Genomic DNA, 21,244 nt, shown 5'->3' on the forward strand with positions numbered 1-21,244 from the left:
GGGGCGTGAGCCGCATGGATGCGGCGACCGAGCTTACATGGACGTACTTGCAGCGTCCCCCTCAACCGGACCCACCCCGCCAACCCACGGATAGCCAGCTTCTGCTGTTGACGTTGACGTTGCTTCGGCGGGTGCAGGGCTGCAAGCCCTGCAAACCAAAACCTCTCAGTGAGCAGCAGGCCGCGACGGCGGCAGCCACGCCGCCACGATGCCGAGTAGCGGCAGGAACGCGGTCAGCTGGTAGACGTACTCAATGCTGGTCTTGTCCGCCAGCAGGCCGAGCACGGCCGCACCCAGTCCGCCCATGCCAAACGCGAAGCCGAAGAACAGGCCGGACACCATGCCGATGCGGTGCGGCATCATCTCCTGCGCATACACCACGATCGCCGAGAACGCTGACGACAACACGAAACCGATCAGCACGGCCAGTACCGTGGTCCAGAACAGATCCGCATGCGGCAGCATCAACGCGAACGGGGCCACGCCGAAGATCGAGGTCCAGATGATCGGCTTGCGGCCGATGCGATCACCCAGCGGGCCGCCGAGGAAGCCACCGGCGGCGGATGCCACCAGGAACGCGAACAGATGCAGCTGCGCCTGTGCCACCGGAATGCCGAAGTGGTGGATCAGGTAGAAGGTGAAGTAGCTGCCGATGCTGGCCATGTAGAAGTATTTGCTGAAGATCAGCACCAGCAGGATCGCCAGCACCTTGGCCACGGTGCGCGACGGATGTCGCGGGGCCATCGACGCGGTACTGGCCGGACGCGGTGTGCCCAGGTGCAGCGCATACCAGCGGCCCACATAGGTAAGCAATGCGATGCCGATCAGGGCGGCGCCGGCAAACCACGATGCGGCATGCTGGCCGTACGGCACGATCACCGCCGCGGCAATCAGCGGGCCCAGCGCGGTACCGAAGTTGCCGCCGACCTGGAACACCGACTGTGCAAAACCATGGCGACCGCCCGAGGCCAGCCGCGCGATGCGCGAGGCTTCCGGATGGAAGATGGCCGAACCAATGCCGACCATCGCCGCCGCCATCAGCACCACCGCGTAGTTCGGTGCGAAGCCCAGCAGCAGCATGCCGCACAGGGTCGAGGCCATGCCGATCGGCAGCGAGTACGGCGCCGGGCGGCGGTCGGTGGCCATGCCGATCAAGGGCTGGAAGATCGAGGCGGTGAGCTGGTAGGTCAGCGTGATCAGGCCGATCTGGGTGAAGCTCAGGTTGAAGCCGCCCTTGATCACCGGATAGATGGCCAGGATCAGCGACTGCATCATGTCGTTGACGACATGCGAGGTGGAAATGGCGGCCAGCACGCCGGGGGCCACCGGGCGTGAGGTCGTTGCAGGAGAAGCCAGGGTTGACATGGACACAGTCAGGTTGGGGGCGAGCCACGCATGCTACGGTGACCTCCCCCTCCCTTCTGCCGCGTTCGGGTCATGGCATATCGCAAAAAGGACACCCCCTGCCCGGTCCGCGAGACTGCGCCGTGGAACGAGGTTCCGGTGCACCGCCCAGTGACCTGCCGCGCCCGCCACTACAAGCCCGGCACCCACATCGCGCCCCACCGGCACCGCCGTCACCAGCTGGTGTTCGCCATGTCCGGATTGATGGTGGTGCGTGCGGACGGCGGCCGCTGGGTGGTGCCCTCGACCCGCGCGATCTGGGTCCCGGCCGGCATGGCCCATGCGGTGGACTGCATCGCCGAAGTACACATGCGCAGCCTGTACGTGGAGCCGGACTTCGCGCCGCAGCTGCCGGACGAGGCGTTCGCAGTACAGGTAGCACCGCTGCTGCGCGAGCTGCTGCTGGCCGCCAGCCTGATCGAGACCGCGCATGTGGACGACAGCCGCGACGGCCGCCTGGTGCGCCTGCTGCTGGACGAGCTGCACCGCATGGACGTGCTGCCGCTGCACCTGCCCTCCCCCACCGACCCGCGCCTGCAGCGGATCTGCCAGCACATCCAGAAGCATCCCGGCGACGACGCCACGTTGCAGGATTGGGCGCAGGCGCTGCAGGTGGACGTGAAAACCATCCAGCGCCATTTCGCCAGCGAACTGGGCATGACCTTCGGGCAGTGGCGACAACAGGCGCGGCTGCTGGCCGCACTGGAACGGCTGGCGGTCGGTGACAAGGTCATCGATGTCGCGCTGGCGATGGGTTACGACAGCCCGAGCGCGTTCACCAGCATGTTCAAGCGGCAGCTGGGGCAGACACCCGCGGCGTTTTTCCGCTGACCGCATACGAAAACGCCGGGCATGGCCCGGCGCTAGCGTTCAACGCTTGCGTTGAGAACTCAGGACGTCATGCGGTCCCAGAAGCCCTTCACGCCATCGATGAAGGTGGCCGACTTCGGCGAATGCTTGCGCGCTTCCTCACCGACGAAGGTGGCTTCGAACTGCTCCAGCAGCTTGCGCTGCTCGTTGGTGAGGTTGACCGGGGTCTCCACCACCACACGGCAGTACAGGTCGCCCTCGCTGCGGCTGCGCACCGAACGTACGCCCTTGCCACGCAGGCGGAACAGCTTGCCGGTCTGGGTCTCGGCCGGGATGCGGATCTCCGCCTCGCCGCCCAGCGTGGCCACGCGCACGGTGTCGCCCAGTGCGGCCTGCGAGATGCGGATCGGCACTTCGCAGTGCAGGTCGTCGCCATCGCGCTGGAAGATCGCATGCTCGCGCACGCGCACTTCCACGTACAGATCACCCGGCGGCGTACCGGCCGGACCGGCTTCGCCCTCGCCCTGCAGGCGGATGCGATCGCCGGTGTCGACGCCGGCCGGCACCTTCACCGACAGCACCTTGTCTTCCTCGACACGGCCGTTGCCATGGCAGGTCTTGCAGGGCTTGGCGATGATCTGGCCACGGCCGCCGCAGTTGTGGCAGGCCTGCTGCATGGCGAAGATGCCGCGCTGGATGCGCACCTGGCCACGGCCATGGCAGACGTTGCAGGTCTCGACCTTGCCGTCTTCGGAGCCACTGCCATCGCAGTCGCCGCACTCGGCCAGGGTCGGAATCTCGATGCGGCGCTCGACACCGCGCACGGCTTCTTCCAGGTCCAGCTCCATCACGTAGCCGATGTCGGCGCCGCGACGGGCCTGGCGCGGACCACCGCCGCCACCAAAGATGTTGCCGAAGATATCACCGAAGATATCGTTCATGTCCGGGCCGCCCGGACCACCGCCGCCCATGCCGTGCTCGAACGCGGCGTGGCCGTGGCTGTCATACATGCGGCGCTTGTTGCCGTCGGACAGTACTTCGTAGGCTTCCTTGCACTCCTTGAAGGAGGCTTCGGCCGCCGTATCGCCCGGGTTGCGGTCCGGGTGGAACTTCATCGCGCAGCGGCGGTAAGCCTTCTTCAGCTCGTCGTCGGTGGCGGTGCGGGCAACGCCCAGCACTTCGTAGTAATCGCGCTTGCTCATATCGTGAATCGGGTTCCGGAAAGTCGGGATTCGTCAAAGCGGAAGAGCGGAACCAGGTCCGCTCTTGCGTCGGGCGCCCCGACACGCCGGTGGGCGGTCAGGACCCTGATGCGACAACGGGACGCTGATGGCCAGCGTCCCGTGTCGGTCCGGATCAGGACTTCTTGTCGTCCTTGACTTCGGTGAACTCGGCGTCGACCACGTCATCCTGCGCCTTGCCTGCGTTGCCGGCGTCGGCACCCGGCGCAGCACCGCCCTGGTCGGCCGAAGCGGCAGCGAACAGCGACTGGCCAGCTTCTTCCAGCGCCTTCGACTTGGCTTCGATCTGTGCCTTGTCGTCACCCTTCATCGCGGTTTCCAGATCGGCCAGGGCCGCCTCGACCTTGCCGATCACTTCGCCACCGACCTTGCTGCCGTGCTCGGTGATCGCGCTGCGGGTGCCGTGGATCAGGGCGTCGGCCTGGTTGCGGGCCTGCACCAGTTCCTGGAACTTCTTGTCTTCTTCGCGGTTGGCTTCCGCGTCGGCGACCATGCGTGCGATCTCTTCCTCGGACAGACCCGAACCGGCCTTGATCTCGACCTTCTGTTCCTTGTTGGTCTTCTTGTCCTTGGCCGACACGTGCAGGATGCCGTTGGCGTCGATGTCGAAGGACACTTCCACCTGCGGCAGGCCGCGCGGGGCCGGCTCGATGCCGGACAGGTCGAACTTGGCCAGCGACTTGTTGAAGCGGGCCTGTTCGCGCTCACCCTGCAGCACGTGCACGGTCACGGCCGACTGGTTGTCCTCGGCGGTGGAGAACACCTGCGAGGCCTTGGTCGGGATGGTGGTGTTCTTCTCGATGATCTTGGTGAACACGCCGCCCATGGTTTCGATGCCCAGCGACAGCGGGGTCACGTCCAGCAGCAGCACGTCCTTGACGTCGCCACCCAGCACGCCGCCCTGGATCGCCGCACCCAGTGCCACGGCCTCGTCGGGGTTGACGTCCTTGCGCGGTTCCTTGCCGAAGAACTCGGTCACCGCCTGCTGCACCTTCGGCATGCGGGTCTGGCCGCCGACCAGGATCACTTCGCTGATGTCGCTCGAACGCAGGCCGGCATCGTTCAGGGCGACGCGGCACGGCTCGATCGACTTCTTGATCAGGTCGTCCACCAGCGCTTCCAGCTTGGCGCGGGTCAGCTTGATGTTCAGGTGCTTCGGACCCGACGCGTCAGCGGTGACGTACGGCAGGTTCACTTCGGTCTGCTGGGCGCTGGACAGCTCGATCTTGGCGCGCTCGGCAGCGTCCTTCAGGCGCTGCAGGGCCAGCGGATCCTTGCGCAGGTCGATGCCCTGGTCCTTGTTGAACTCTTCAACCAGGTACTCGATGACGCGGTTGTCGAAGTCTTCGCCGCCCAGGAAGGTGTCGCCGTTGGTGGCCAGCACTTCGAACTGCTTTTCGCCGTCGACGTTGGCGATCTCGATCACCGAGACGTCGAAGGTGCCGCCGCCCAGGTCGTACACCACGATCTTGCGATCCTTGTTGTCGCCCTTGTCCAGGCCATAGGCCAGCGCGGCCGCGGTCGGCTCGTTGATGATGCGCTTGACGTCCAGGCCGGCGATGCGGCCGGCGTCCTTGGTCGCCTGGCGCTGGCTGTCGTTGAAGTAGGCCGGCACGGTGATGACCGCTTCGGTGACCTTCTCACCGAGGAAGTCCTCGGCGGTCTTCTTCATCTTTTCCAGCACCTTGGCCGAGATTTCCTGCGGCGCCATCTTCTTGCCGTCGCTGGTGGCCACCCAGGCATCGCCATTGTCATGGGCGAGGATGCTGTAGGGGACGTGCGCGATGTCCTTCTGCACTTCGGCGTCGGTGAACTTGCGGCCGATCAGGCGCTTCACCGCGTAGAAGGTGTTCTTCGGGTTGGTCACGGCCTGGCGCTTGGCCGAGGCGCCGACCAGGACTTCGCCGTCCTTGGTGTAGGCGACGATCGACGGGGTGGTGCGATCGCCTTCCGAATTCTCGATGACGCGGGCCTTGCCGCCGTCCATGATCGCCACGCACGAGTTGGTGGTGCCGAGGTCGATACCAATGATCTTGCCCATGGGGGAGACTCCTGAGGATGCTTGTTGGGGTCAGTCCGGCCGTTCGGCCGGTGGATGAATACGATGTGGGGGAGGCTCGTGGAACATTCAAGCCATCTCCCGAACGCTGTGTTCAGCGCCTGGAAAACCTTGCCAGGCATGGCCTGGCTCGACCGGGGCCGGGCATCACCCGGCCCAGTCAATCAATCGGCGGCCACCACCACCAGCGCCGGCCGCAGCAGGCGCTCGTTCAGCAGGTAGCCCTTCTGGAACACGGTCACCACGCTGCCGGGGGCCGCGCCCGGGGCCGGCACCTGGCTGATGGCCTGGTGGTGTTCCGGGTTGAACGGCTGGCCAGTCGGGTCCAGCAGGACCAGACCGTTGTCGGCGGCAACCTTCAGCAGCTGCTTGTAGGTCAGCTCCAGGCCTTCGCGCAGCGGGTGCGGGTCGTCGCCGGCGGCCTTCAGGCCGGCATCCAGGCTGTCGAACACCGGCAGCAGCTCGCCGAGCAGCTTCTCGTTGGCGAACTTGCGGGCCTGCTCGATGTCACGGGCCACGCGCTTGCGCTGGTTCTCCAGGTCGGCGCGCTCACGCAGCGCATCGGCCTTGATCTGCTCGACTTCGGCGCGCAGGCGCTCCACTTCGTCGTTGACGCCGGCGGCGGCAGCCGCATCAGCGGCACTCTGCTGGGATTCGATATCTGGCTGTTCGTGGTTCATGTCTGGGTCCCTGGCGGTCACTCTCCGCCTCCACCCACCCTAGTGTGGGCGGGATGCTGCGTTTCAAGCGTCGGATGTTCCGGGAGTGCGCCCGGCGGGTGAAAAGGCCGCGCCGAGCACATCGGCGGTGGCCTGCACCAGCGGGATCATGCGGTCGTAGGCCATCCGCTTGGGGCCGATCACGCCCAGCACGCCCAGCACCTGGCCGTTGGCCGTGTACGGGGCGGTGACCAGCGAGACGCCCTGCAGCGGCATCATCCCGGTCTCCTCGCCGATGAAGATGCGCACGCCCGGCGCCTGGATGGTCCGCTCCAGCAGCTGCAGGATCTCGCGCTTGCTGGAGAACAGCTCGAACAGTTCACGCAGGCGCTCCAGGTCGGACAGGTCCTGCACCCCCATCAGGCGGGTCTGGCCGGCCACCAGCATGTCGTCGGCCACTGGCTGCAGGGCCTGCTCGGCCAGCTCGATGCTGTGCGCCAGCAGCTGTTCCAGCTCGGAGCGGGCGTCGCGCAGTTCCAGCAGCAGGCGGGTGCGGATCTCGGCCATCGGCAGGCCGGCGAAATGGGCATTGAGGTAGTTGGCGACCTGCTCCAGCTGGCCTGGCGCGAACTCCTGCCGGGTCTCGATGACCCGGTTCTGCACCTCGTTGTCGGCGAACACCAGGATCGCCAGTACGCGGCGCCCGTCCAGCGCCACGAAATCGATCTGGCGGAAGGCGAACTGCTCGCGCCGCGGCGCGCTGACCACGCCGACGAAGTGGCTCATGGCCGACAGCAGCTCCGAGGCGCTGCCGAGCAGGGCCTGGGTGCTGCCGCCGCCAGCCAGTTCCTGACGCAACCGGGCCAGCTCGCCCTCGCCCGGCGGCTGCATCTGCAGCAGGCTGTCGACGAACACCCGGTAGCCGTGTGCGGTCGGGACGCGCCCGGCCGAGGTGTGCGGCGAGGCCAGCAGCCCCAGGTCCTCCAGGTCGCCGAGGATGTTGCGGATGGTGGCCGGGCTGACCTCCAGGCCGGCCACGCGCGCCAACGTCTGCGAGCCGACCGGCTCACCGTCCTGGATGTAACGCGCGATCAGCGTGCGCAGCAGATGGCGCGCACGCGGGGCAAGCTGGTCGGGAGAACCGTGCATGGAATCAACCTGTGAGACACGGACACTAGATAATGGCGGCGCATCACCTTGGCAAGTCATTGGACCTCCCTCGCCCACGTGCTAGCGTTGCGCGGCTGCTGATACCCCCTTACCCATGCTCAGACATCTTTCGATCAAGGATTTTGCCGTCGTCCGCGCCACCGAACTGGAGTTCGGGCCAGGCATGACCGTCGTTTCAGGCGAGACCGGCGCCGGCAAGTCGCTGATGGTCGACGCGCTGGGCTTCCTGTCCGGCCTGCGCGCCGACAGCGGCGTGGTCCGCCACGGCGCCGCGCGCGCCGAGCTTTCGGCCGAGTTCACGCTGGACCAGCTGCAGGCCGCGCGCCAGTGGCTGGCCGACAACGAGCTGGACGACGAAGAACAATGCCAGCTGCGCCGCGTGATCCGTGCAGACGGCGGTTCGCGGGCGTGGATCAATGGCCGCCCGGTGACCCTGGCCCAGCTGGGCGACCTGGCCTCGTTGCTGGTGGAGATCCACGGCCAGCACGAACAGCAGGCTCTGCTGGCGCGCCCGTCGCAGCTGGCCCTGCTGGATGCCTATGCCGGCAACGAGAACGAGCGCCGCCAGGTGCGCCGCGCCGCGGCCGCATGGCAGGCACTGGTCGATGAATCGCTGGCGCTGTCGCAACAGGGCGACGTGAGTGACCGGATCGGCTTCCTGGAGCACCAGCTGCGCGAACTGGACCGCGAAGACCTGGAGCCGGAGTCGATCGTGGCGCTCGGTGCCAGCCATCGCCGCCAGGCCCACGCCAGCGCCCTGCTGAGCGCCTGCCAGGCCGCCAGCAACCAGCTCAACGGCGATGACGGCAGCTCCGCGCTGGACCTGCTGCAGCAGGTGCGCCACGAGCTGTCGCGCCTGATCGAACACGACCCGCGCCTGGGCGAGGTGGACGGCCTGATCGAGAACGCCTCGATCCAGCTGCACGAAGCCCTGTCGCTGCTGGACCGGGTGCACGATGACCTCGATGCCGACCCGGAGCAGTTCGAAGAGAACGAGCGCCGTCTCGGCCGCCTGCACGACCTGGCCCGCAAGCACCGCGTGCCGATGGACGAACTGGGCGCGCAGCGCGAGCGCATGCACGCCGAAGTGGAGCAGCTGCGCGGCGCCGACGAACGCTTGCAGCGCCTGGCCGGCGAGATCGACAAGGCCGCCGCCGCCTGGCGTGTGCAGGCTGAAGTGCTGACCGCCAGCCGTCGCAGCGCTGCTGCCGAACTGTCGGCCACCACCACCGGCATCATCGCCGAGCTCGGCATGGGCGGTGGCCAGTTCCTGATCGAGCTGGAGCCGCAGGATGCCGGCAAGCCCGATCCGCAGGGTGCCGAGCGCGTGGAGTTCCTGGTCGCGGCCAATGCCGGCCAGCCGCCGCGCGCCCTGCGCAAGGTGGCCTCAGGCGGTGAACTGTCGCGCATTTCGCTGGCCATCGAAGTCGCCGCGCTGGACCTGGATGCGGTGCCGACCATGGTGTTCGACGAGGTCGACTCCGGCATCGGCGGCGCCGTGGCCGACATTGTCGGCCAGAAGCTGCGCGCCCTCGGCGAGAAGCGCCAGGTGCTGTGCGTGACCCACCTGCCACAGGTCGCCTCCAAGGGCCACGCGCATTACCGGGTCAGCAAGGCGCCAGTGGAAGGCATGACCCAGAGCGCAGTGGAAAAGCTGGACAGCAAGGCGCGCGAGGAAGAGCTGGCACGCATGCTCGGCGGCGTGGAAGTGAGCAAGGAAGCGCGCGCCGCCGCACGCAAGCTGCTGCAGGCCTGAGGCCTGTTCACGGTTATCCACGCATCGCGTGGATCTACAACCCACCCGCGCGGTAGTGCCGGCCGCTGGCCGGCAACCCAACACCGGTGGACGATGATCGTGAGGTTGCCGGCCAGCGGCCGGCACTACCCGTATCACCCCAACGGCCGCGCCAGATCCACGTTCTCCACCAGGTAATCCAGGAACGCGCGCACCCGCAGCGGCAGGTAGCCGCCCTGCCCCAAGAACACCGCGTGCACCTCTTCCAGGTCACCGGGATTGGCTTCCTCCAGCACCGGCAGCAGGCGTCCGGCAGCGATGTCGGCCTGCACCTGGAACGCTGCCAGCCGTGCCATGCCCAGACCACCCAGCACCAGCTGCCGCAGTGCATCACCGTTGCTGGCGCGGGCATTGCCACTGGGCAGCACCATCCGCTCGCGTCCGTCCTGCAGCAATGGCCAGCCCTGCATCGCCCGGGCATGGCCGATGTCCAGCCGATTGTGCGACTGCAGCTCCTCAGCGTCGCGCGGCAGCCCATGCCGCTGCGCGTAGGCCGGCGCGGCCACGATCATCATCCGCGTCGCGCCCAGCCGCCGCGCCACCAGGCTGGAGCTCTTCAGCGGCCCGGCCCGCACCGCCACATCAGTGCGCTGCTCCAGCAGGTCGATCACCTCGTCGTTGAGGGTCAGGTCCACGCCCACCTGCGGGTTGCGCTCCAGGAACGCCGGCAGCAGCGGCAACAGGAAGTGCTGGCCAAACGGCACGTTGGAATTGACCCGCAGCCGTCCGCGCGGCTCGGCATGTGCGCTGGCGCAGCGTTCGGCCTCCTCCAGGTCGGCCAGCACGCGCAGCCCACGTTCATAGAACGCGCAGCCTTCCGGGGTCAGCTGTAGCTGGCGGGTGGAGCGTTGCAGCAGGCGCGTGCCCAGCCGCTGTTCCAGCCGGGCCACCAGCTTGCTCACCGCCGAGGGCGTCATGTCCAGGGTGCGGGCGGCGGCGGAGAAGCCACCGGTCTCGATCACCCGCACGAACACTTCCAGCTCGCCGGATCGGTTGATGTCAGGTCGCGCCATGGCAATGAATCCAGTTCACAGATGATTATCCATGCGCAGTCTAGTTCACAGATAACCACGGAATCACCATGGTGGTCCCTCCACCCGGGACCGCCCGATGAATCGCTTGAGCCACCTCACCGCCACCGCCCTGCTCGCCCTGTCCGGTGTCGCCAGTGCCGCATCCGCCCCGCACTGGGTTGCCAGCTGGCAAGCCAGCCCGCAACCGGTCTGGGGCGCGGATTTTCTGTTCCCGACCCTGGTCCCGGCCACGTTGCATGACCAGACCTTCCGCCAGACCGCGCGCATCAGCCTGGGCGGGCCCCGGCTGCGGGTGCGGCTGAGCAATGCCTACGGCACCCAGCCGCTGCGGATCGGGGCGGCCAGCGTGGCCGCACGTGCGGGAGCCACCCCGCAGCCGCTCAGTTTCGACGGCCAGCCCGGGGTGCTGATCGGCCCCGGACAGGAACGGCTGAGCGATCCGCTGTCACTGGCCACGGATGACCGGCAGGCGCTGCAGGTCAGTATCTTCGTGCCCGGGCCGACGCCGGTGCAGACGTTCCATTGGGAAGGCCGCCAGACCAGTTGGACTGCGCCCGGCGACCAGAGCCGGGCCCAGGCTCTGAGCGCGGCCAGCAGCACCACTGCCCGCCTGTTCCTGGCCGGCATCGAGGTCGAGGCCGCCGCCCGCGCACGTAGCGTGGTGGTGATCGGCGACTCGATCACCGACGGCGCCACCGCCAGCCTCGACCAGGACCAGCGCTGGACCGACCACCTGGCCGCGCGTCTGGCACCGCGGGGCATCGCCGTGGTCAACGCCGGTATATCCGGGGGGCGGCTGCTGCGCGACGGCATGGGTGAGTCGGTTCTGGCCCGCTTGCAGCGCGATGCACTGGATCAGCCCGGCGTGGCCAGTGTGATCGTGCTGATCGGCATCAACGACATCAGCTGGCCTGGCACCGCGTTCGCCCGCAACCAGGCCCGGCCCGCGCTGGCGGAACTACAGGCGGGGTATCGCGCGCTGGCCGAGCAGGCCCGAGGCCGAGGTATCCGGATCGTAGGCGCCACCCTGACACCGTTCGCCGGCGCCCTGCCCGGCACGCCGCTGGATGACTACTACCACCCGGACAAGGATGTCCTGCGCCGGCAGCTCAATGCGTGGCTGCGCACGGACAGCCCTTTTGACGCGGTGATCGACCTGGACGCCGCGCTGCGGGACCCGGCCGATCCGTCACAGATGGCGGCCGCCTACGACTCCGGTGACCACCTGCACCCGGGCGATGCGGGTAACCGGGCCATGGCCGAGGCGGTCGATCTTGAGGTGCTCATGGGGCCATCCACGCATGGCGTGGATCTACCGTAAGCAACGAAAAACCCCGGGCAAGCCCGGGGTTTCGTCGCACTACGGCTGGCCGGAACGGCTTACTTGCGCTTTTTGCGCACGTACAGCACCAGCGAGTGCTCTTCCAGCTCGTAGCCGTGGTCGGCAGCGATCTTGCGCTGCAGCTCCTCGATCTCGTGGCTCTCGAACTCGATGATCTTGCCGCTGTCCACGTCGACCATGTGGTCATGGTGGCCGCCACGGTCCAGCTCGTAGACGGCCTGGCCGCCTTCGAAATTGTGCTTGAGCACGAGACCGGCGGCCTCGAACTGGGTCAACACCCGGTAGACCGTCGCCAGGCCGATCTCGTCGCCATGCTCAAGCAGCTGGCGGTAGATATCTTCGGCGGTCATGTGGTGCTGGGCATTGCGCTGTTCAAGCAGCGCCAGGATCCGCATCCGTGGATGGGTCACCTTCAGGCCGACTTTTCGCAGGTCGTGGGTTTCCATAGGTCTCCGTTCATTGGCGATTTAGCGCCAGCTGCCTCGGATTGGGTCGCGGTGGCACGCCGGGAGTGTATCATCGGTTTGATTTCCCCAACCGCCAGTCCCGATGCGCAATCTCCTGTTGGTCGCCGCCGTCGCCCTGTCCACCACCGGGTGCGGCATCATCTACAAGCAACCCATCTATCAGGGCAACCTGATCCGGGAAGATGCCGTGGCCAAGCTGCAGGTCGGGCAGAGCAAGCAGCAGGTCACTGCGCTGCTGGGCACCCCGTCCATTCCGGACCCGTTCCACGCCCAGCGCTGGGACTACACCTCCAGCCAGCGCGTGAACCGCCTGGGCCGCACCGAGGTGAAGAACTTCACCGTGTTCTTCGACAATGACAACGTGACCCGCTGGGAAGGCGATTACTTCCCGGGTAACGACAAGGCCCTGGCCCAGCAGACCGTGCGCCAGTTCGGCCGCAATCTGCCGAAGGACAAGAAGAAGAAGGGTCGCTGACGCCCCCTGCCCGTCCGCACGGACGGGCGGCAGGAATCAACCGCCGAGCGCGCGACGCCGGCGGTTGTCCTTGGGGTCGGCCTGCAACGGGCGTAGCAGCTCGATGCGGTCGCCATCCAGCAGTACCTGCTGCGGGCGCGCCAGTACCCCATGCACGGCCGCCGCCGGGCAGCCTGCACTGCCTTCCAGCGCAGCAGCGGCAATGGCCTCGGCCACGGTCGCGCCCTCGTCCAGCTGCAACCGGCGCGAGAGCACCCGCTGCGGCCAGGCCAGCACCACCTCGACCTCGATCATTGCTCAGGCCTCGTCGGCAACGCGGATGAAGTCGTTGACCATGCGGTCGGCCAGGCTCTGGAAGCCCAACGCCAGCGCCGGCCCCAGCAGGCGCGAACTGGGCTCGAAGTCCAGGGTCAGGGTGACTTTGCAGGCATCTTCGGCCAGCGCATGGAACTCCCAGCGGCCATGCAGCTGCTTGAACGGGCCATCGCGCAGCTGCATGTCGATGCTGTGCGGGCGCTGCAGGGTGTTTTCAGTCTGGAACCAGGTGCTGAACGAGCCCAGGCCCAGATCCAGGCGCGCTACCAGTCGGTCCTCGCCCTGCTCCAGGATCTGGGCAGCCGAACACCAGCGGAAACGGCGCGGATAGGCCTGGACATCATTGACCAGGTCGAACATGCGCGCGACCGAATGTTCGACCAGGGCGCTGCGGCGGATAGTAGGCATGAATACAGGACGTTTCGGCAATCGACCGGGCGGGCCCGAATCGGAGACAATACGGAAATGAGCAAGAACAGCGGCAAGGATAAAGCAAAGAGCGCGACGGCCAACAAAACCATCGCGTTGAACAAGCGTGCCCGCCACGAGTACCACATCGAAGACCGCTTCGAAGCCGGCCTGGCCCTGCAGGGCTGGGAGGTGAAATCGATCCGTGCTGGCCGCGGCAACATCGTCGACGCCTACGCCTACGTGAAGGATGGTGAGATCTTCCTGATCGGCGCGCAGATCACGCCGTTGATCCAGGCCTCGACCCATGTCGTGGCCAACGACCGGCGCGATCGCAAGCTGCTGCTGCACCGGAGCGAGATCGACAAGCTGGTTGGCAAGGTCGAGCGCGATGGCTACACGATCGTGCCCACCGCGATGTACTGGAGCAAGAACAAGATCAAGCTCGAAGTCGCGCTGGCCAAGGGCAAGCAGACCCACGACAAGCGCGATGCCGCCAAGGACCGCGACTGGGCGATCGAGAAGCAGCGTGTCATGCGTCGCGGCAACCGCGACGCGTAAGGCGGTTGCGCATCACCCTGTAGAGTCGAGCCATGCTCGACTGCTTTGGCTTTCTGTAAAGCCGAGCCACGCTCGGCTTCGGCAAGAAGAGCAGCCGAGCGCAGGCTCGGCTCTACAAGACGCTGGTCACCCCGCCAGCATGCCCTGCCTGCGCACCCGCGGCGCCAGTGCCGCGTGCATCACCGCCAGATGCATCACCACTGCCAGCTCCGGCGCGTAACGATCATCGCCCGAGCGCCACTGCTGGGCCAACTGTGCGGCATCAGCCGGCAGCAGGGCCAGCAGCTGGGCATCGTCCAGCGCGTCGGCCGCACCCTGCAGCCGGCGGGCCATCTGTCGCGACTGCCACACGTGCACACCAATGCTCAGGCTGGCCAGCGACATCAGCACCACGGCCAACCCGTGCTCGAACCACTGCGACAGCACTTCCGGCCCCCACAACAAGGCCGCCAGCACCGCCAGGCCCGGCAGGCGCCACCCCAGCCAATGGATGCGACCACGCTGCGACCAGTGCACCACCACCGCGCTGGCGACCAGTGCCGCAGCGGCCGTGGCCGGCAACTCGGTCACCCAGGTGGCCGCCAGCAGCACCGCCAGCACCGCCCATACCCAGCCCGGCGGCAACGCGCGTCGCTGGTAATCGGCACCGACCGGTCCGATCAGCTGCCGCAGGCTGCGTTGTTGGCTTGCATCGGTCACCCACCGTCTCCGTGTCTGTCCTGGCCTGGATGGTCGTCGCCAGTGTGTCGCAAATTCGTGCCCACGAAGTTAGCAATCCGCTATGACAGACGCTCTACAACAAGTTGCGGATTGACAGGACGCGCGGCTCGCCCGCAGCACTCACCCCGCCGACAGATCCTTGCTGAGGAACACCCTGCATGTGCCGACCGGATCGCATGGCACCCGGCCGAACACGACCCATCCATGCTTCACATAGAAGTCGGGCGCCTGGAAGCTGAGGGTGTACAGCACGCCGGAACGGCAACCACGACGCCGTGCTTCATCCTCTGCGGCCTTCAGCACGCGCGATCCCAGCCCGTTGCCGCGATAGGCCGCTGGCAGATGGAACAGATCCACGAACCACAGGCCGAGTGAAGTTCGCCCGGTAAGCCCCCCCACCACCTCGCCACTGGCCGGATCGGTGACCAGCACCGCCAGCGTGCGCCGATCGGCGTAACCCGCTGCGTTCAGATTGAACTGGTCCAGGCCACTGCCAATTAGGTCCAGCGCCTCGTCGCTGGGATCATCGGTTACGGCGACTTCAAGCGACATGGCGTCCTTCCATTGGCTGCAGATCGAGAGTCTGGATGCTATCAACCCCAATATTTTGCTGCTGGGGTCAGGCAGAACGGCCACGGCCAACCGTCCCGCCCCCATCAACCGAAGGGTGTCTATACTCTGGGCTGGCTCGCCTCTTCATAGGAAGTTCGCATGGCTGCGACGGCCTCCAATCCTGACGATTCGATTGACCCAACCTACTCCGGCTCTAGCACTGAGCACAGTGCAAAACTGCCGGGTGACCGCGCTTCGATTACCCGGACCGCAGACGGCGCTGTAAAGGTTGCCGGACGTAGTATCGAGAAGACTCAGGCAGAGGTGGCTCTTGCAGGCGCCACGTTGAAGAAGGTGACAGAGGTAACGGGTACGGCAGGCGAGAACCGTATCGAGCGCGAACGCATCACCCAGTTCAGCCTTGAGGCGTCGGTTGCAGTTGGCGCACGCGCCGAAGTCAAAGGCAAAGAGCGTCTGGCTGGTATCGAGCTTGAAGCCGGATCGCAGGTGGGTGCCCGTGTGCGCTATCGCGTCTCCCTGCCTGACACCACCGCATCTGAAACCGGAAAATCCACTCCTGCAACGGCTGAGCAAGCTGCCAGAGTGAACCCCTTCAACCCGACCACGCTGCCGATTGGTGGCCGGGTGTTGCTGGATAGCCAGCAATTCCAGCAGAGTGAGTTGAAAGTTGCGTTCCGCCACATCGCAACGGTGAACCAGCTCACTGAAGCGGAGGGGGTCGGTGTCGCGATCAGCCGTTTGGACGAACACCATGTCCGGGTCGTTACGGGGCCCAACAAGGCGATCGAATCCCTGCAGGGCGTGGGCGTCGATCTAGGCATTGCGCGCGTGATGGCCGGTCGCCAGGATGCGCTTGGACAGTCCAAACTGCAGACCGCCGACTTTGACCTGCGCGACCCGGATGCGCGTGCGGCCTACATCCGAATGCTCGCAACAGGCCAGGTGGCCGATCAGACGCCGGGCGTGAGCAACGTGGCTCAGCTGGAGCGGTTGGACTACAGCTCCCAGCAGCGGCTGCAAGTGGGACTGGTCAATGACCTGGTGAGTGCCGATATCGCGGGGCGCCGCAATACTGGCACGGCGATCCAGAGCACGGCTCCCGACGGCAAGGTCACAGTCACCCAGCAATTGAGCTATGACGACAACGTGAAGCTGACGATTGTGCGCGCCTTCATCCGTGACGGAGAAACGCTCCGCGAGGACGTGGATGCGCGCAGGTATCAGTTCCTTGTCGACACGGATGTGCCGACCCCCGGCTTTATGGACAAGGTGGTTGGTGGCCGAAACGAAGCCGTTGAGGAGCGCAACATCGCCACCGGGTTGAACCTGGCTTTAACTGGATCGACCGAGGGCCCGGGACAGATCCGTCCCGGTGAAAAAATCTCGGTCAGCTTCAGCGAAGCGCAGATGCAGGAATTCATGCAGCGAACCCAGAAGATGGTCGAGCGCCCCCTCGGACATCTCGATCCATTGGCAGGTATCGCTCGCGCTGGCTATGGCGACCAGCCGCAGCGCGATGGTCTTGAGTTCGCAATCGGGATAGCCCGTAGCCTGCAGGGTAATGCCGATCAGTTCGGCAAGCATCTACAGCGTGTGGCGCAGGACGGTGACCCGCGTGGGCCTGTCCACCCGATCAATGCGCAACTCACGCGCTCAGACGGCACGCTGCTCAATGCGCCGGTTCAATCGCAGCAGCAGGCTCCGGCCCCCCTTTCACCGGCTGGCCGCACCGCCACCCTCGATCCGCGCCATTCGGACCACGAGGCAAATGCCATCTACAGGCAGAATTTCCAAGCGGCAGAAAGACTGGCATGCACCCAGGGCGGATTGCCGGATCAGGCAGTTGAGCGTTTGGCGATGGCCGGAACCATCGCAGCCCAGCGGGCTGGGTTGAGTCAGGTGGATCACCTTGTGGTCGGAAATCGTGGCCAAGCTTTTGTCGTGCAGGGGGCACTCGACTCCCCGGCGCATCTGCGGGCGGGTTTCGACTATCAGACGGCGTTGAATACACCGATCGAGGACAGTTTCTCCAGATTGGAGGTGGCCTCTGAATCGCGTGCACAGAGCGATCTGCGTACTCAAGAGCACGAGCATGAGACGCGACTGATGGCGGCGCGAGGACTATGACCTGTCTCCGGGTCAGCAGGGCTTGTGCTGTCCAGCGTCGCCGATGAACTGCCACCGGCGTATGCCTGGCCATAGCTGAATCATGCCGCTTCCAGCGGCGCCAGTTCCTGAAGGGGCCGCCGCGGCGGCCCCTTGGACCTTACAGGTCCGGCAGGCCCAATCGTCTCCGCAGCGCCGCCACTAGAATGATCGAGATCTGCGCCAACGCATCCTGATCGCGCGTCAGCTCGTCATACATATCCAGCAGCTCCGGTGGGATCTTTCCCATCCGGGCTGCCTTGAAGGCCTCCATCGAGACCACCTGAGCCTTATGGCGCTCATCTTCCATGTCCTTCTCCAGCGTCTGGCGGCGAGAGTGCCGCCCTCTGCATGCCTTGGACCCGCCTCCAAGCCTGTTGCAGGGAAAAGAAAAGCAGCACCACCATCCATGGACTGGCCCTTCTCCTCCAATGGCCACCGGTTCTCAGCGTGATGGCTTCACAGAAGGATGACCGTTTGATCTTCCACAGGATTTCTAAGCGGCATGTCATTGATTCAATCGAACATCGAATCGTCCTTCAGGGATAGGGGGGCTTGGAGGGTTCGAGCAACCGTTGTGCAACCTCCCTTGACGCCCCTCTGCAAAAGCAGCCCGCCAAGAGGTAAACGTGAAATCGATCAGGACCGCTTTGCTCGTTATCTCGTTGTCCAGTCCGTTCCACTTGGCTTACGCCCAGTCCCCAGTGCAAGGCGGCGGCGCCTCGGTGCCGGCAAACCTCTACAAGGGATCCGCAGACAGCATTCTTCCAAACAGCTTCAGCTACGCCGTAACGGGCTCCGGCAAAGAGAAGAAAGCGTTTCTAAGCAATGATCCCAGTCTCTTCGGGAACATCGGCACAGTACATTTTGCGGCAGGCGATTCCGTTCTTACGGCGACCGAGTTGTCCGACTACACCAACGCCTACAACGTACCCACAACCAACCAAAAATATGGAGCGCTCATCCAGATTCCCACGGCGCTCGTACCAGTCGTGATCCCCTTCAACAAGCCCGGCGCGAAGCTTGACCTGTCCATCAACGATATCTGTGGTGTCTTCTCAAGCAAGATAGCGGACTGGTCTCAACTATCATCGGGTTTGTCGTCGGGTCAGAGTGGCCCGATCACTGTGGTTTACCGCTCGGAGAGCAGCGGTAGCACTGAAGTTCTCACGCGTTTTCTGTCTGCGGCATGCAAGTCGGTTGATTTGTTCGGGACTAGTCTCAAACAGCAAAGCAACTGGAGTGGATCGGCGCCGGGCTTCTCGATCCAGACGAGCTTCGCCGGCTTGTTCTCAAACAACATGGCGCCCTCAAACTTTCTCCCTGCCGTGGCAACGGGAGACACCTCGCTGCTTGATACCGTCAATTCTGGTAATGGCCGCATTGGATACACTGGCCCAGACTTGATGGTCAACCCGGACGATGCCACGAAAGTGGCCCGCGTGATTGGGTTCTCGCCCAAATATGTGAGCATCCCCGCAACGATCGGTGCCGTTAGTCCGCCCACAAGCGTGTTGCAAGCGCCATTCGTTCATTCCTTTTCAATCACTACGGAAGCGCAGGTGATTCCAGCCAGGATCAAGGGCCTAATGACGCGACATTACGGGCGCACTGGTTCTACCCACTGGATAGGAGTTGGCGTGAGGCGATCCAGACACGATTCGCTCTTGCAAGTAGTTCGACCGGACTGAACAACCCGGACGCCTGCAATGGAATGGGGCGCCCCTAGCAGGGATGCGACATCACGACGTTGGAAAACAGGGGCCGGCTGTCATGCCGGCCCCTGCCCCGCTGCCCGCCTCTGGACAGCAGCGGCGGCTGAACGATTTCAGCGTCGGCCCTGACCACGCGTGACTGTTCAGGAAGATTGCCGTAAGATCCGTTTCGTTGGGCAGGGTCAGTGTCAGCGTTTATGACGGCATTGGCCCCAAAGCCTTGCAGCACTTGAAGAAACCGGGGGTGCATTGGTTTCGACGGGGGTTGTGAAGTCGCCTGGCGCATGCCGAGGGGGTAGCTTTCCTCGTAAATCCAGCTGCAAAACTCTAGTTGCCAACGACGACAACTACGCTCCGGTCGCTCTCGCAGCCTAAAAACTGCGGTGCGTGACCTTCTGCCGACTTAGGCGGAGCCTCGAAACTGCTTGTGTCCATGCTCGCAGCGTAGAGTCATTATCATGGAATCGCGCTGGGCGGCTGCCTGTCAGTCCGGCACTAGAACACAACAGGCTGGTTCCCGGGTGCGCTTTGCACACCGTGCTGCTCGGGGATGAGATTCAACGGTGAGCTAAGCATGTAGTGCTGGGGATGGAGTGCCTTCGGACGGCGGTTCAATTCCGCCCACCTCCACCAACTGCTTGCAAAATCCATCACTAAGTGGCTGATTTTGCAAGGGTTTTGGCATCGGAGTGATACACGAACTGAGCCTGTCTGCAGGTATCAAAGTAGGTATCACTCCGTGCCAAAGCCATTTCTTCTGCGCCGACCAAGCGGGCTATACGTCCGTTTTTTTGTGCCTACGGATCTGCAGCCTCTTGTTGGCTCCCGCTATCTGGTGCGACACCTGCCCCCTGCCTCAATTGATCTGATGCGGCTTACGGTCGCAAGCGCCGCTGTGGCACTCTCTCAGGCATTCGACCGCATGAGACGCAGTCCAATGACCGAGAAGGATCGGGAAGCCCTACTGAGGGCGCTGGCCGGAACCATTGACCGCTGGACCGGGAACATTGAGCTGCCTAACGGCACCAAACTGACTGACCTCCAAGTTAATGGTCAGGATGATGCCCAAGCCCTGCTCCACGCCATCAATGGCTTGTCCTCCACCCAATTTGCAACTCGCCGCACCACACCATCCTCGATCATTGAGCCGGTCCCAAACGACAGTCTCGCTACGCGAATTGACCTATATCTGCAGGATCTGAGGAATGCGAAGACCTCTAGCGGCAACCTGCTGGACAGCGAGAATACGCTGACAATCTTCAAGGAAATTGCTGGCCCAGACGTTCCAATGTCGCAGCTGAGCCAGACGCATGTGCGTGCGTTTCTTGGCGGGCTTCACGACTGGCCCAGCAACGCAAGGAAAAAAGCAGCCTACAAGGACCTGTCAGCGCTTCAAATCATCGCCACGGTCAAGCGACAGCGCGCCAAAGGCGAGACGATTGCAGGCCTTTCGGACAGAACACTGGGAAAGCACCGCGACCGACTGGCCAGCTTTCTCAATGCCCAAGTCACTAGCGGTCAGATCGCCCGCTCCCCTTTGGATGGGATCAAGCGCCAGAATGCCTCCAGATCAGTGGCCGCGCTGCCCAGGCGCCCCTTCCGAATTGAAGAAATCGATCAGATTTTTGATCCGAAGAATTTTTCAGCATGGACCCAGGAGCGCCCAGACCGCTACTGGGGAACACTGCTTGGCGCAGGGACCGGCGCACGCGTAAACGAAATCGCCCAGCTCTATGTCCAAGACGTGGCAGAGGTCAGCGGCATATGGGGCATACACATCCGCGCTATACGCAAAGATCAGAAGCTAAAAAACGCAAACTCCCAACGCTTCATCCCGCTCCACCCAGAACTGTTGAGAGCTGGCTTTCTGACCTACATCCAGGATGTCACCGCCGCAGGACATGATCGAGTGTTCCCTCAACTGCCATGGCATCAGAAGGCCGGATACGGCGACGCCCTGGGCGACCAGTTTCGCGCCTACCTGGCCAAACTGGGAATGGCCCAGCCGGGCTTCGGCTTTCACTCATTCAGACACACTGCCAGCACTCGATTAGTGTATGCGGGTATACCAAACCCTATCGTCGCGGCCATCACCGGCCACCTCGCCCAACTGCCAGGCGAACTAGGCACCTATGTCCAAGTTCCCACTCTTCATGCCCGCGCCGATGCTGTCGCCCTTCTACCCGTTCCTGGCAATCTCCCCACTTACGTGCGCGGAGATGCTCTGAGTTCGCTTCAAAGGGCACATACGGCCGCAAGAAGGCGTAGCGCAAACAGCGCTGCCCTCATCCGCAAGAGACTCTTGAAGCCAGCCAAGCGCTAGTAGAGCCCCCCCCCCCCCCAAACACTGC

Annotated in this window: 20 protein-coding genes and 1 other RNA gene; 9 read left to right on the forward strand and 12 right to left on the reverse strand. The window is 64.7% G+C overall.

Translation table 11 applies throughout. The features are described 5' to 3' along the window. Positions 1 to 165: 165 nt before the first annotated feature. Positions 166 to 1,365 carry an MFS transporter gene (locus ARC63_RS15730; protein WP_057503775.1) on the reverse strand — a complete coding sequence of 400 codons (1,200 nt, stop codon included), beginning with the start codon at positions 1,363 to 1,365 and terminating at the stop codon, positions 166 to 168. Between the two features lie 72 nt (positions 1,366 to 1,437). Between ARC63_RS15730 and ARC63_RS15735 the strand changes: the two genes are divergently transcribed. Next, positions 1,438 to 2,235: an AraC family transcriptional regulator gene (locus tag ARC63_RS15735; protein WP_043399327.1), complete on the forward strand. Its 798-nt coding sequence runs from the start codon at positions 1,438 to 1,440 to the stop codon at positions 2,233 to 2,235. Positions 2,236 to 2,294: 59 nt separating this feature from the next. On the opposite strand, the gene dnaJ is transcribed toward ARC63_RS15735, so the two are convergent. From dnaJ to hrcA, 4 genes are all read right to left on the reverse strand, one after another. Next, positions 2,295 to 3,416, reverse strand: a complete 1,122-nt coding sequence (gene dnaJ, locus ARC63_RS15740) for a molecular chaperone DnaJ (RefSeq protein ID WP_010484471.1) — start codon at positions 3,414 to 3,416, stop codon at positions 2,295 to 2,297. Positions 3,417 to 3,570: 154 nt separating this feature from the next. Continuing rightward, complete coding sequence (dnaK, locus tag ARC63_RS15745; protein WP_010484469.1) at positions 3,571 to 5,496, reverse strand: molecular chaperone DnaK; 1,926 nt, start codon at positions 5,494 to 5,496, stop codon at positions 3,571 to 3,573. 182 nt (positions 5,497 to 5,678) lie between these two features. After that, positions 5,679 to 6,194 (reverse strand): nucleotide exchange factor GrpE, encoded by a 516-nt coding sequence (gene grpE / locus ARC63_RS15750; RefSeq protein ID WP_010484465.1) that lies wholly within the window; start codon positions 6,192 to 6,194, stop codon positions 5,679 to 5,681. Between the two features lie 63 nt (positions 6,195 to 6,257). Further along, entirely contained in the window at positions 6,258 to 7,322 is a 1,065-nt protein-coding gene (hrcA, locus tag ARC63_RS15755) for a heat-inducible transcriptional repressor HrcA (protein ID WP_057503776.1), read from the reverse strand. A gap of 115 nt (positions 7,323 to 7,437) precedes the next feature. Between hrcA and recN the strand changes: the two genes are divergently transcribed. Further along, entirely contained in the window at positions 7,438 to 9,099 is a 1,662-nt protein-coding gene (gene recN, locus ARC63_RS15760; protein ID WP_019338390.1) for a DNA repair protein RecN, read from the forward strand. 134 nt (positions 9,100 to 9,233) lie between these two features. Here recN and ARC63_RS15765 read toward each other — a convergent pair whose 3' ends face one another. Next, positions 9,234 to 10,151: a LysR family transcriptional regulator gene (locus ARC63_RS15765; protein WP_057503777.1), complete on the reverse strand. Its 918-nt coding sequence runs from the start codon at positions 10,149 to 10,151 to the stop codon at positions 9,234 to 9,236. Between the two features lie 97 nt (positions 10,152 to 10,248). Between ARC63_RS15765 and ARC63_RS15770 the strand changes: the two genes are divergently transcribed. Then, on the forward strand, positions 10,249 to 11,493 hold the full coding sequence (locus ARC63_RS15770; protein WP_057503778.1) for an SGNH/GDSL hydrolase family protein: 1,245 nt from the start codon (positions 10,249 to 10,251) through the stop codon (positions 11,491 to 11,493). A 59-nt stretch (positions 11,494 to 11,552) separates the two neighbouring features. On the opposite strand, the gene fur is transcribed toward ARC63_RS15770, so the two are convergent. Then, complete coding sequence (gene fur, locus ARC63_RS15775) at positions 11,553 to 11,960, reverse strand: ferric iron uptake transcriptional regulator (RefSeq protein ID WP_005409235.1); 408 nt, start codon at positions 11,958 to 11,960, stop codon at positions 11,553 to 11,555. 103 nt (positions 11,961 to 12,063) lie between these two features. On the opposite strand from fur, the gene ARC63_RS15780 reads away from it, so the two are divergent. Beyond that, a complete protein-coding gene (locus tag ARC63_RS15780; protein WP_010484453.1) occupies positions 12,064 to 12,456 on the forward strand; it encodes an outer membrane protein assembly factor BamE in 393 nt (130 codons plus the stop codon). 36 nt (positions 12,457 to 12,492) lie between these two features. Here the strand turns inward: ARC63_RS15780 and ARC63_RS15785 are convergent, their stop codons facing one another. Further along, positions 12,493 to 12,750 carry an RnfH family protein gene (locus tag ARC63_RS15785; RefSeq protein ID WP_010484451.1) on the reverse strand — a complete coding sequence of 86 codons (258 nt, stop codon included), beginning with the start codon at positions 12,748 to 12,750 and terminating at the stop codon, positions 12,493 to 12,495. 3 nt (positions 12,751 to 12,753) lie between these two features. Next, the gene (locus tag ARC63_RS15790; RefSeq protein WP_057503779.1) at positions 12,754 to 13,179 is read right to left on the reverse strand and encodes a type II toxin-antitoxin system RatA family toxin; all 426 of its coding nucleotides are present in this window, start codon (positions 13,177 to 13,179) and stop codon (positions 12,754 to 12,756) included. Between the two features lie 57 nt (positions 13,180 to 13,236). Here ARC63_RS15790 and smpB point away from each other — a divergent pair, with 57 nt between their 5' ends. Next, positions 13,237 to 13,740: an SsrA-binding protein SmpB gene (gene smpB, locus ARC63_RS15795; RefSeq protein WP_010484447.1), complete on the forward strand. Its 504-nt coding sequence runs from the start codon at positions 13,237 to 13,239 to the stop codon at positions 13,738 to 13,740. A 126-nt stretch (positions 13,741 to 13,866) separates the two neighbouring features. On the opposite strand, the gene ARC63_RS15800 is transcribed toward smpB, so the two are convergent. Both ARC63_RS15800 and ARC63_RS15805 read right to left on the reverse strand, forming a co-directional pair. Beyond that, the gene (locus ARC63_RS15800) at positions 13,867 to 14,439 is read right to left on the reverse strand and encodes a hypothetical protein (protein ID WP_010484444.1); all 573 of its coding nucleotides are present in this window, start codon (positions 14,437 to 14,439) and stop codon (positions 13,867 to 13,869) included. 141 nt (positions 14,440 to 14,580) lie between these two features. Then, positions 14,581 to 15,012, reverse strand: coding sequence for a GNAT family N-acetyltransferase (locus ARC63_RS15805; protein ID WP_043399309.1), 432 nt, complete (start codon positions 15,010 to 15,012; stop codon positions 14,581 to 14,583). A 159-nt stretch (positions 15,013 to 15,171) separates the two neighbouring features. Between ARC63_RS15805 and ARC63_RS15810 the strand changes: the two genes are divergently transcribed. After that, complete coding sequence (locus tag ARC63_RS15810) at positions 15,172 to 17,160, forward strand: XVIPCD domain-containing protein (protein ID WP_057503780.1); 1,989 nt, start codon at positions 15,172 to 15,174, stop codon at positions 17,158 to 17,160. Between the two features lie 139 nt (positions 17,161 to 17,299). On the opposite strand, the gene ARC63_RS15815 is transcribed toward ARC63_RS15810, so the two are convergent. Beyond that, the gene (locus ARC63_RS15815; protein WP_049454717.1) at positions 17,300 to 17,488 is read right to left on the reverse strand and encodes a hypothetical protein; all 189 of its coding nucleotides are present in this window, start codon (positions 17,486 to 17,488) and stop codon (positions 17,300 to 17,302) included. Between the two features lie 319 nt (positions 17,489 to 17,807). Here ARC63_RS15815 and ARC63_RS15820 point away from each other — a divergent pair, with 319 nt between their 5' ends. From ARC63_RS15820 to ARC63_RS15825, 3 genes are all read left to right on the forward strand, one after another. Beyond that, on the forward strand, positions 17,808 to 18,869 hold the full coding sequence (locus ARC63_RS15820; RefSeq protein ID WP_228355234.1) for a substrate-binding domain-containing protein: 1,062 nt from the start codon (positions 17,808 to 17,810) through the stop codon (positions 18,867 to 18,869). 264 nt (positions 18,870 to 19,133) lie between these two features. Continuing rightward, positions 19,134 to 19,526: a transfer-messenger RNA gene (gene ssrA / locus ARC63_RS22540) on the forward strand. A gap of 304 nt (positions 19,527 to 19,830) precedes the next feature. After that, positions 19,831 to 21,216 (forward strand): site-specific integrase, encoded by a 1,386-nt coding sequence (locus ARC63_RS15825; protein ID WP_228355233.1) that lies wholly within the window; start codon positions 19,831 to 19,833, stop codon positions 21,214 to 21,216. Positions 21,217 to 21,244: the final 28 nt, after the last annotated feature.

The organism is Stenotrophomonas geniculata ATCC 19374 = JCM 13324, from assembly GCF_001431625.1.
Lineage (GTDB): Bacteria > Pseudomonadota > Gammaproteobacteria > Xanthomonadales > Xanthomonadaceae > Stenotrophomonas > Stenotrophomonas geniculata.

Excerpts from the sequence above, each read along its gene's own strand:
- grpE (WP_010484465.1), bottom strand. The coding sequence starts at position 6,194 with ATGAACCACGAACAGCCAGATATCGAATCCCAGCAGAGTGCCGCTGAT.
- dnaJ (WP_010484471.1), bottom strand. The coding sequence starts at position 3,416 with ATGAGCAAGCGCGATTACTACGAAGTGCTGGGCGTTGCCCGCACCGCC.
- ARC63_RS15770 (WP_057503778.1), top strand. The coding sequence starts at position 10,249 with ATGAATCGCTTGAGCCACCTCACCGCCACCGCCCTGCTCGCCCTGTCC.
- ARC63_RS15825 (WP_228355233.1), top strand. The coding sequence starts at position 19,831 with ATGACCGAGAAGGATCGGGAAGCCCTACTGAGGGCGCTGGCCGGAACC.
- hrcA (WP_057503776.1), bottom strand. The coding sequence starts at position 7,322 with ATGCACGGTTCTCCCGACCAGCTTGCCCCGCGTGCGCGCCATCTGCTG.
- ARC63_RS15730 (WP_057503775.1), bottom strand. The coding sequence starts at position 1,365 with ATGTCAACCCTGGCTTCTCCTGCAACGACCTCACGCCCGGTGGCCCCC.
- ARC63_RS15765 (WP_057503777.1), bottom strand. The coding sequence starts at position 10,151 with ATGGCGCGACCTGACATCAACCGATCCGGCGAGCTGGAAGTGTTCGTG.
- fur (WP_005409235.1), bottom strand. The coding sequence starts at position 11,960 with ATGGAAACCCACGACCTGCGAAAAGTCGGCCTGAAGGTGACCCATCCA.
- ARC63_RS15805 (WP_043399309.1), bottom strand. The coding sequence starts at position 15,012 with ATGTCGCTTGAAGTCGCCGTAACCGATGATCCCAGCGACGAGGCGCTG.
- ARC63_RS15785 (WP_010484451.1), bottom strand. The coding sequence starts at position 12,750 with ATGATCGAGGTCGAGGTGGTGCTGGCCTGGCCGCAGCGGGTGCTCTCG.
- recN (WP_019338390.1), top strand. The coding sequence starts at position 7,438 with ATGCTCAGACATCTTTCGATCAAGGATTTTGCCGTCGTCCGCGCCACC.
- dnaK (WP_010484469.1), bottom strand. The coding sequence starts at position 5,496 with ATGGGCAAGATCATTGGTATCGACCTCGGCACCACCAACTCGTGCGTG.
- ARC63_RS15815 (WP_049454717.1), bottom strand. The coding sequence starts at position 17,488 with ATGGAAGATGAGCGCCATAAGGCTCAGGTGGTCTCGATGGAGGCCTTC.
- ARC63_RS15780 (WP_010484453.1), top strand. The coding sequence starts at position 12,064 with ATGCGCAATCTCCTGTTGGTCGCCGCCGTCGCCCTGTCCACCACCGGG.
- ARC63_RS15735 (WP_043399327.1), top strand. The coding sequence starts at position 1,438 with ATGGCATATCGCAAAAAGGACACCCCCTGCCCGGTCCGCGAGACTGCG.
- ARC63_RS15810 (WP_057503780.1), top strand. The coding sequence starts at position 15,172 with ATGGCTGCGACGGCCTCCAATCCTGACGATTCGATTGACCCAACCTAC.
- smpB (WP_010484447.1), top strand. The coding sequence starts at position 13,237 with ATGAGCAAGAACAGCGGCAAGGATAAAGCAAAGAGCGCGACGGCCAAC.
- ARC63_RS15790 (WP_057503779.1), bottom strand. The coding sequence starts at position 13,179 with ATGCCTACTATCCGCCGCAGCGCCCTGGTCGAACATTCGGTCGCGCGC.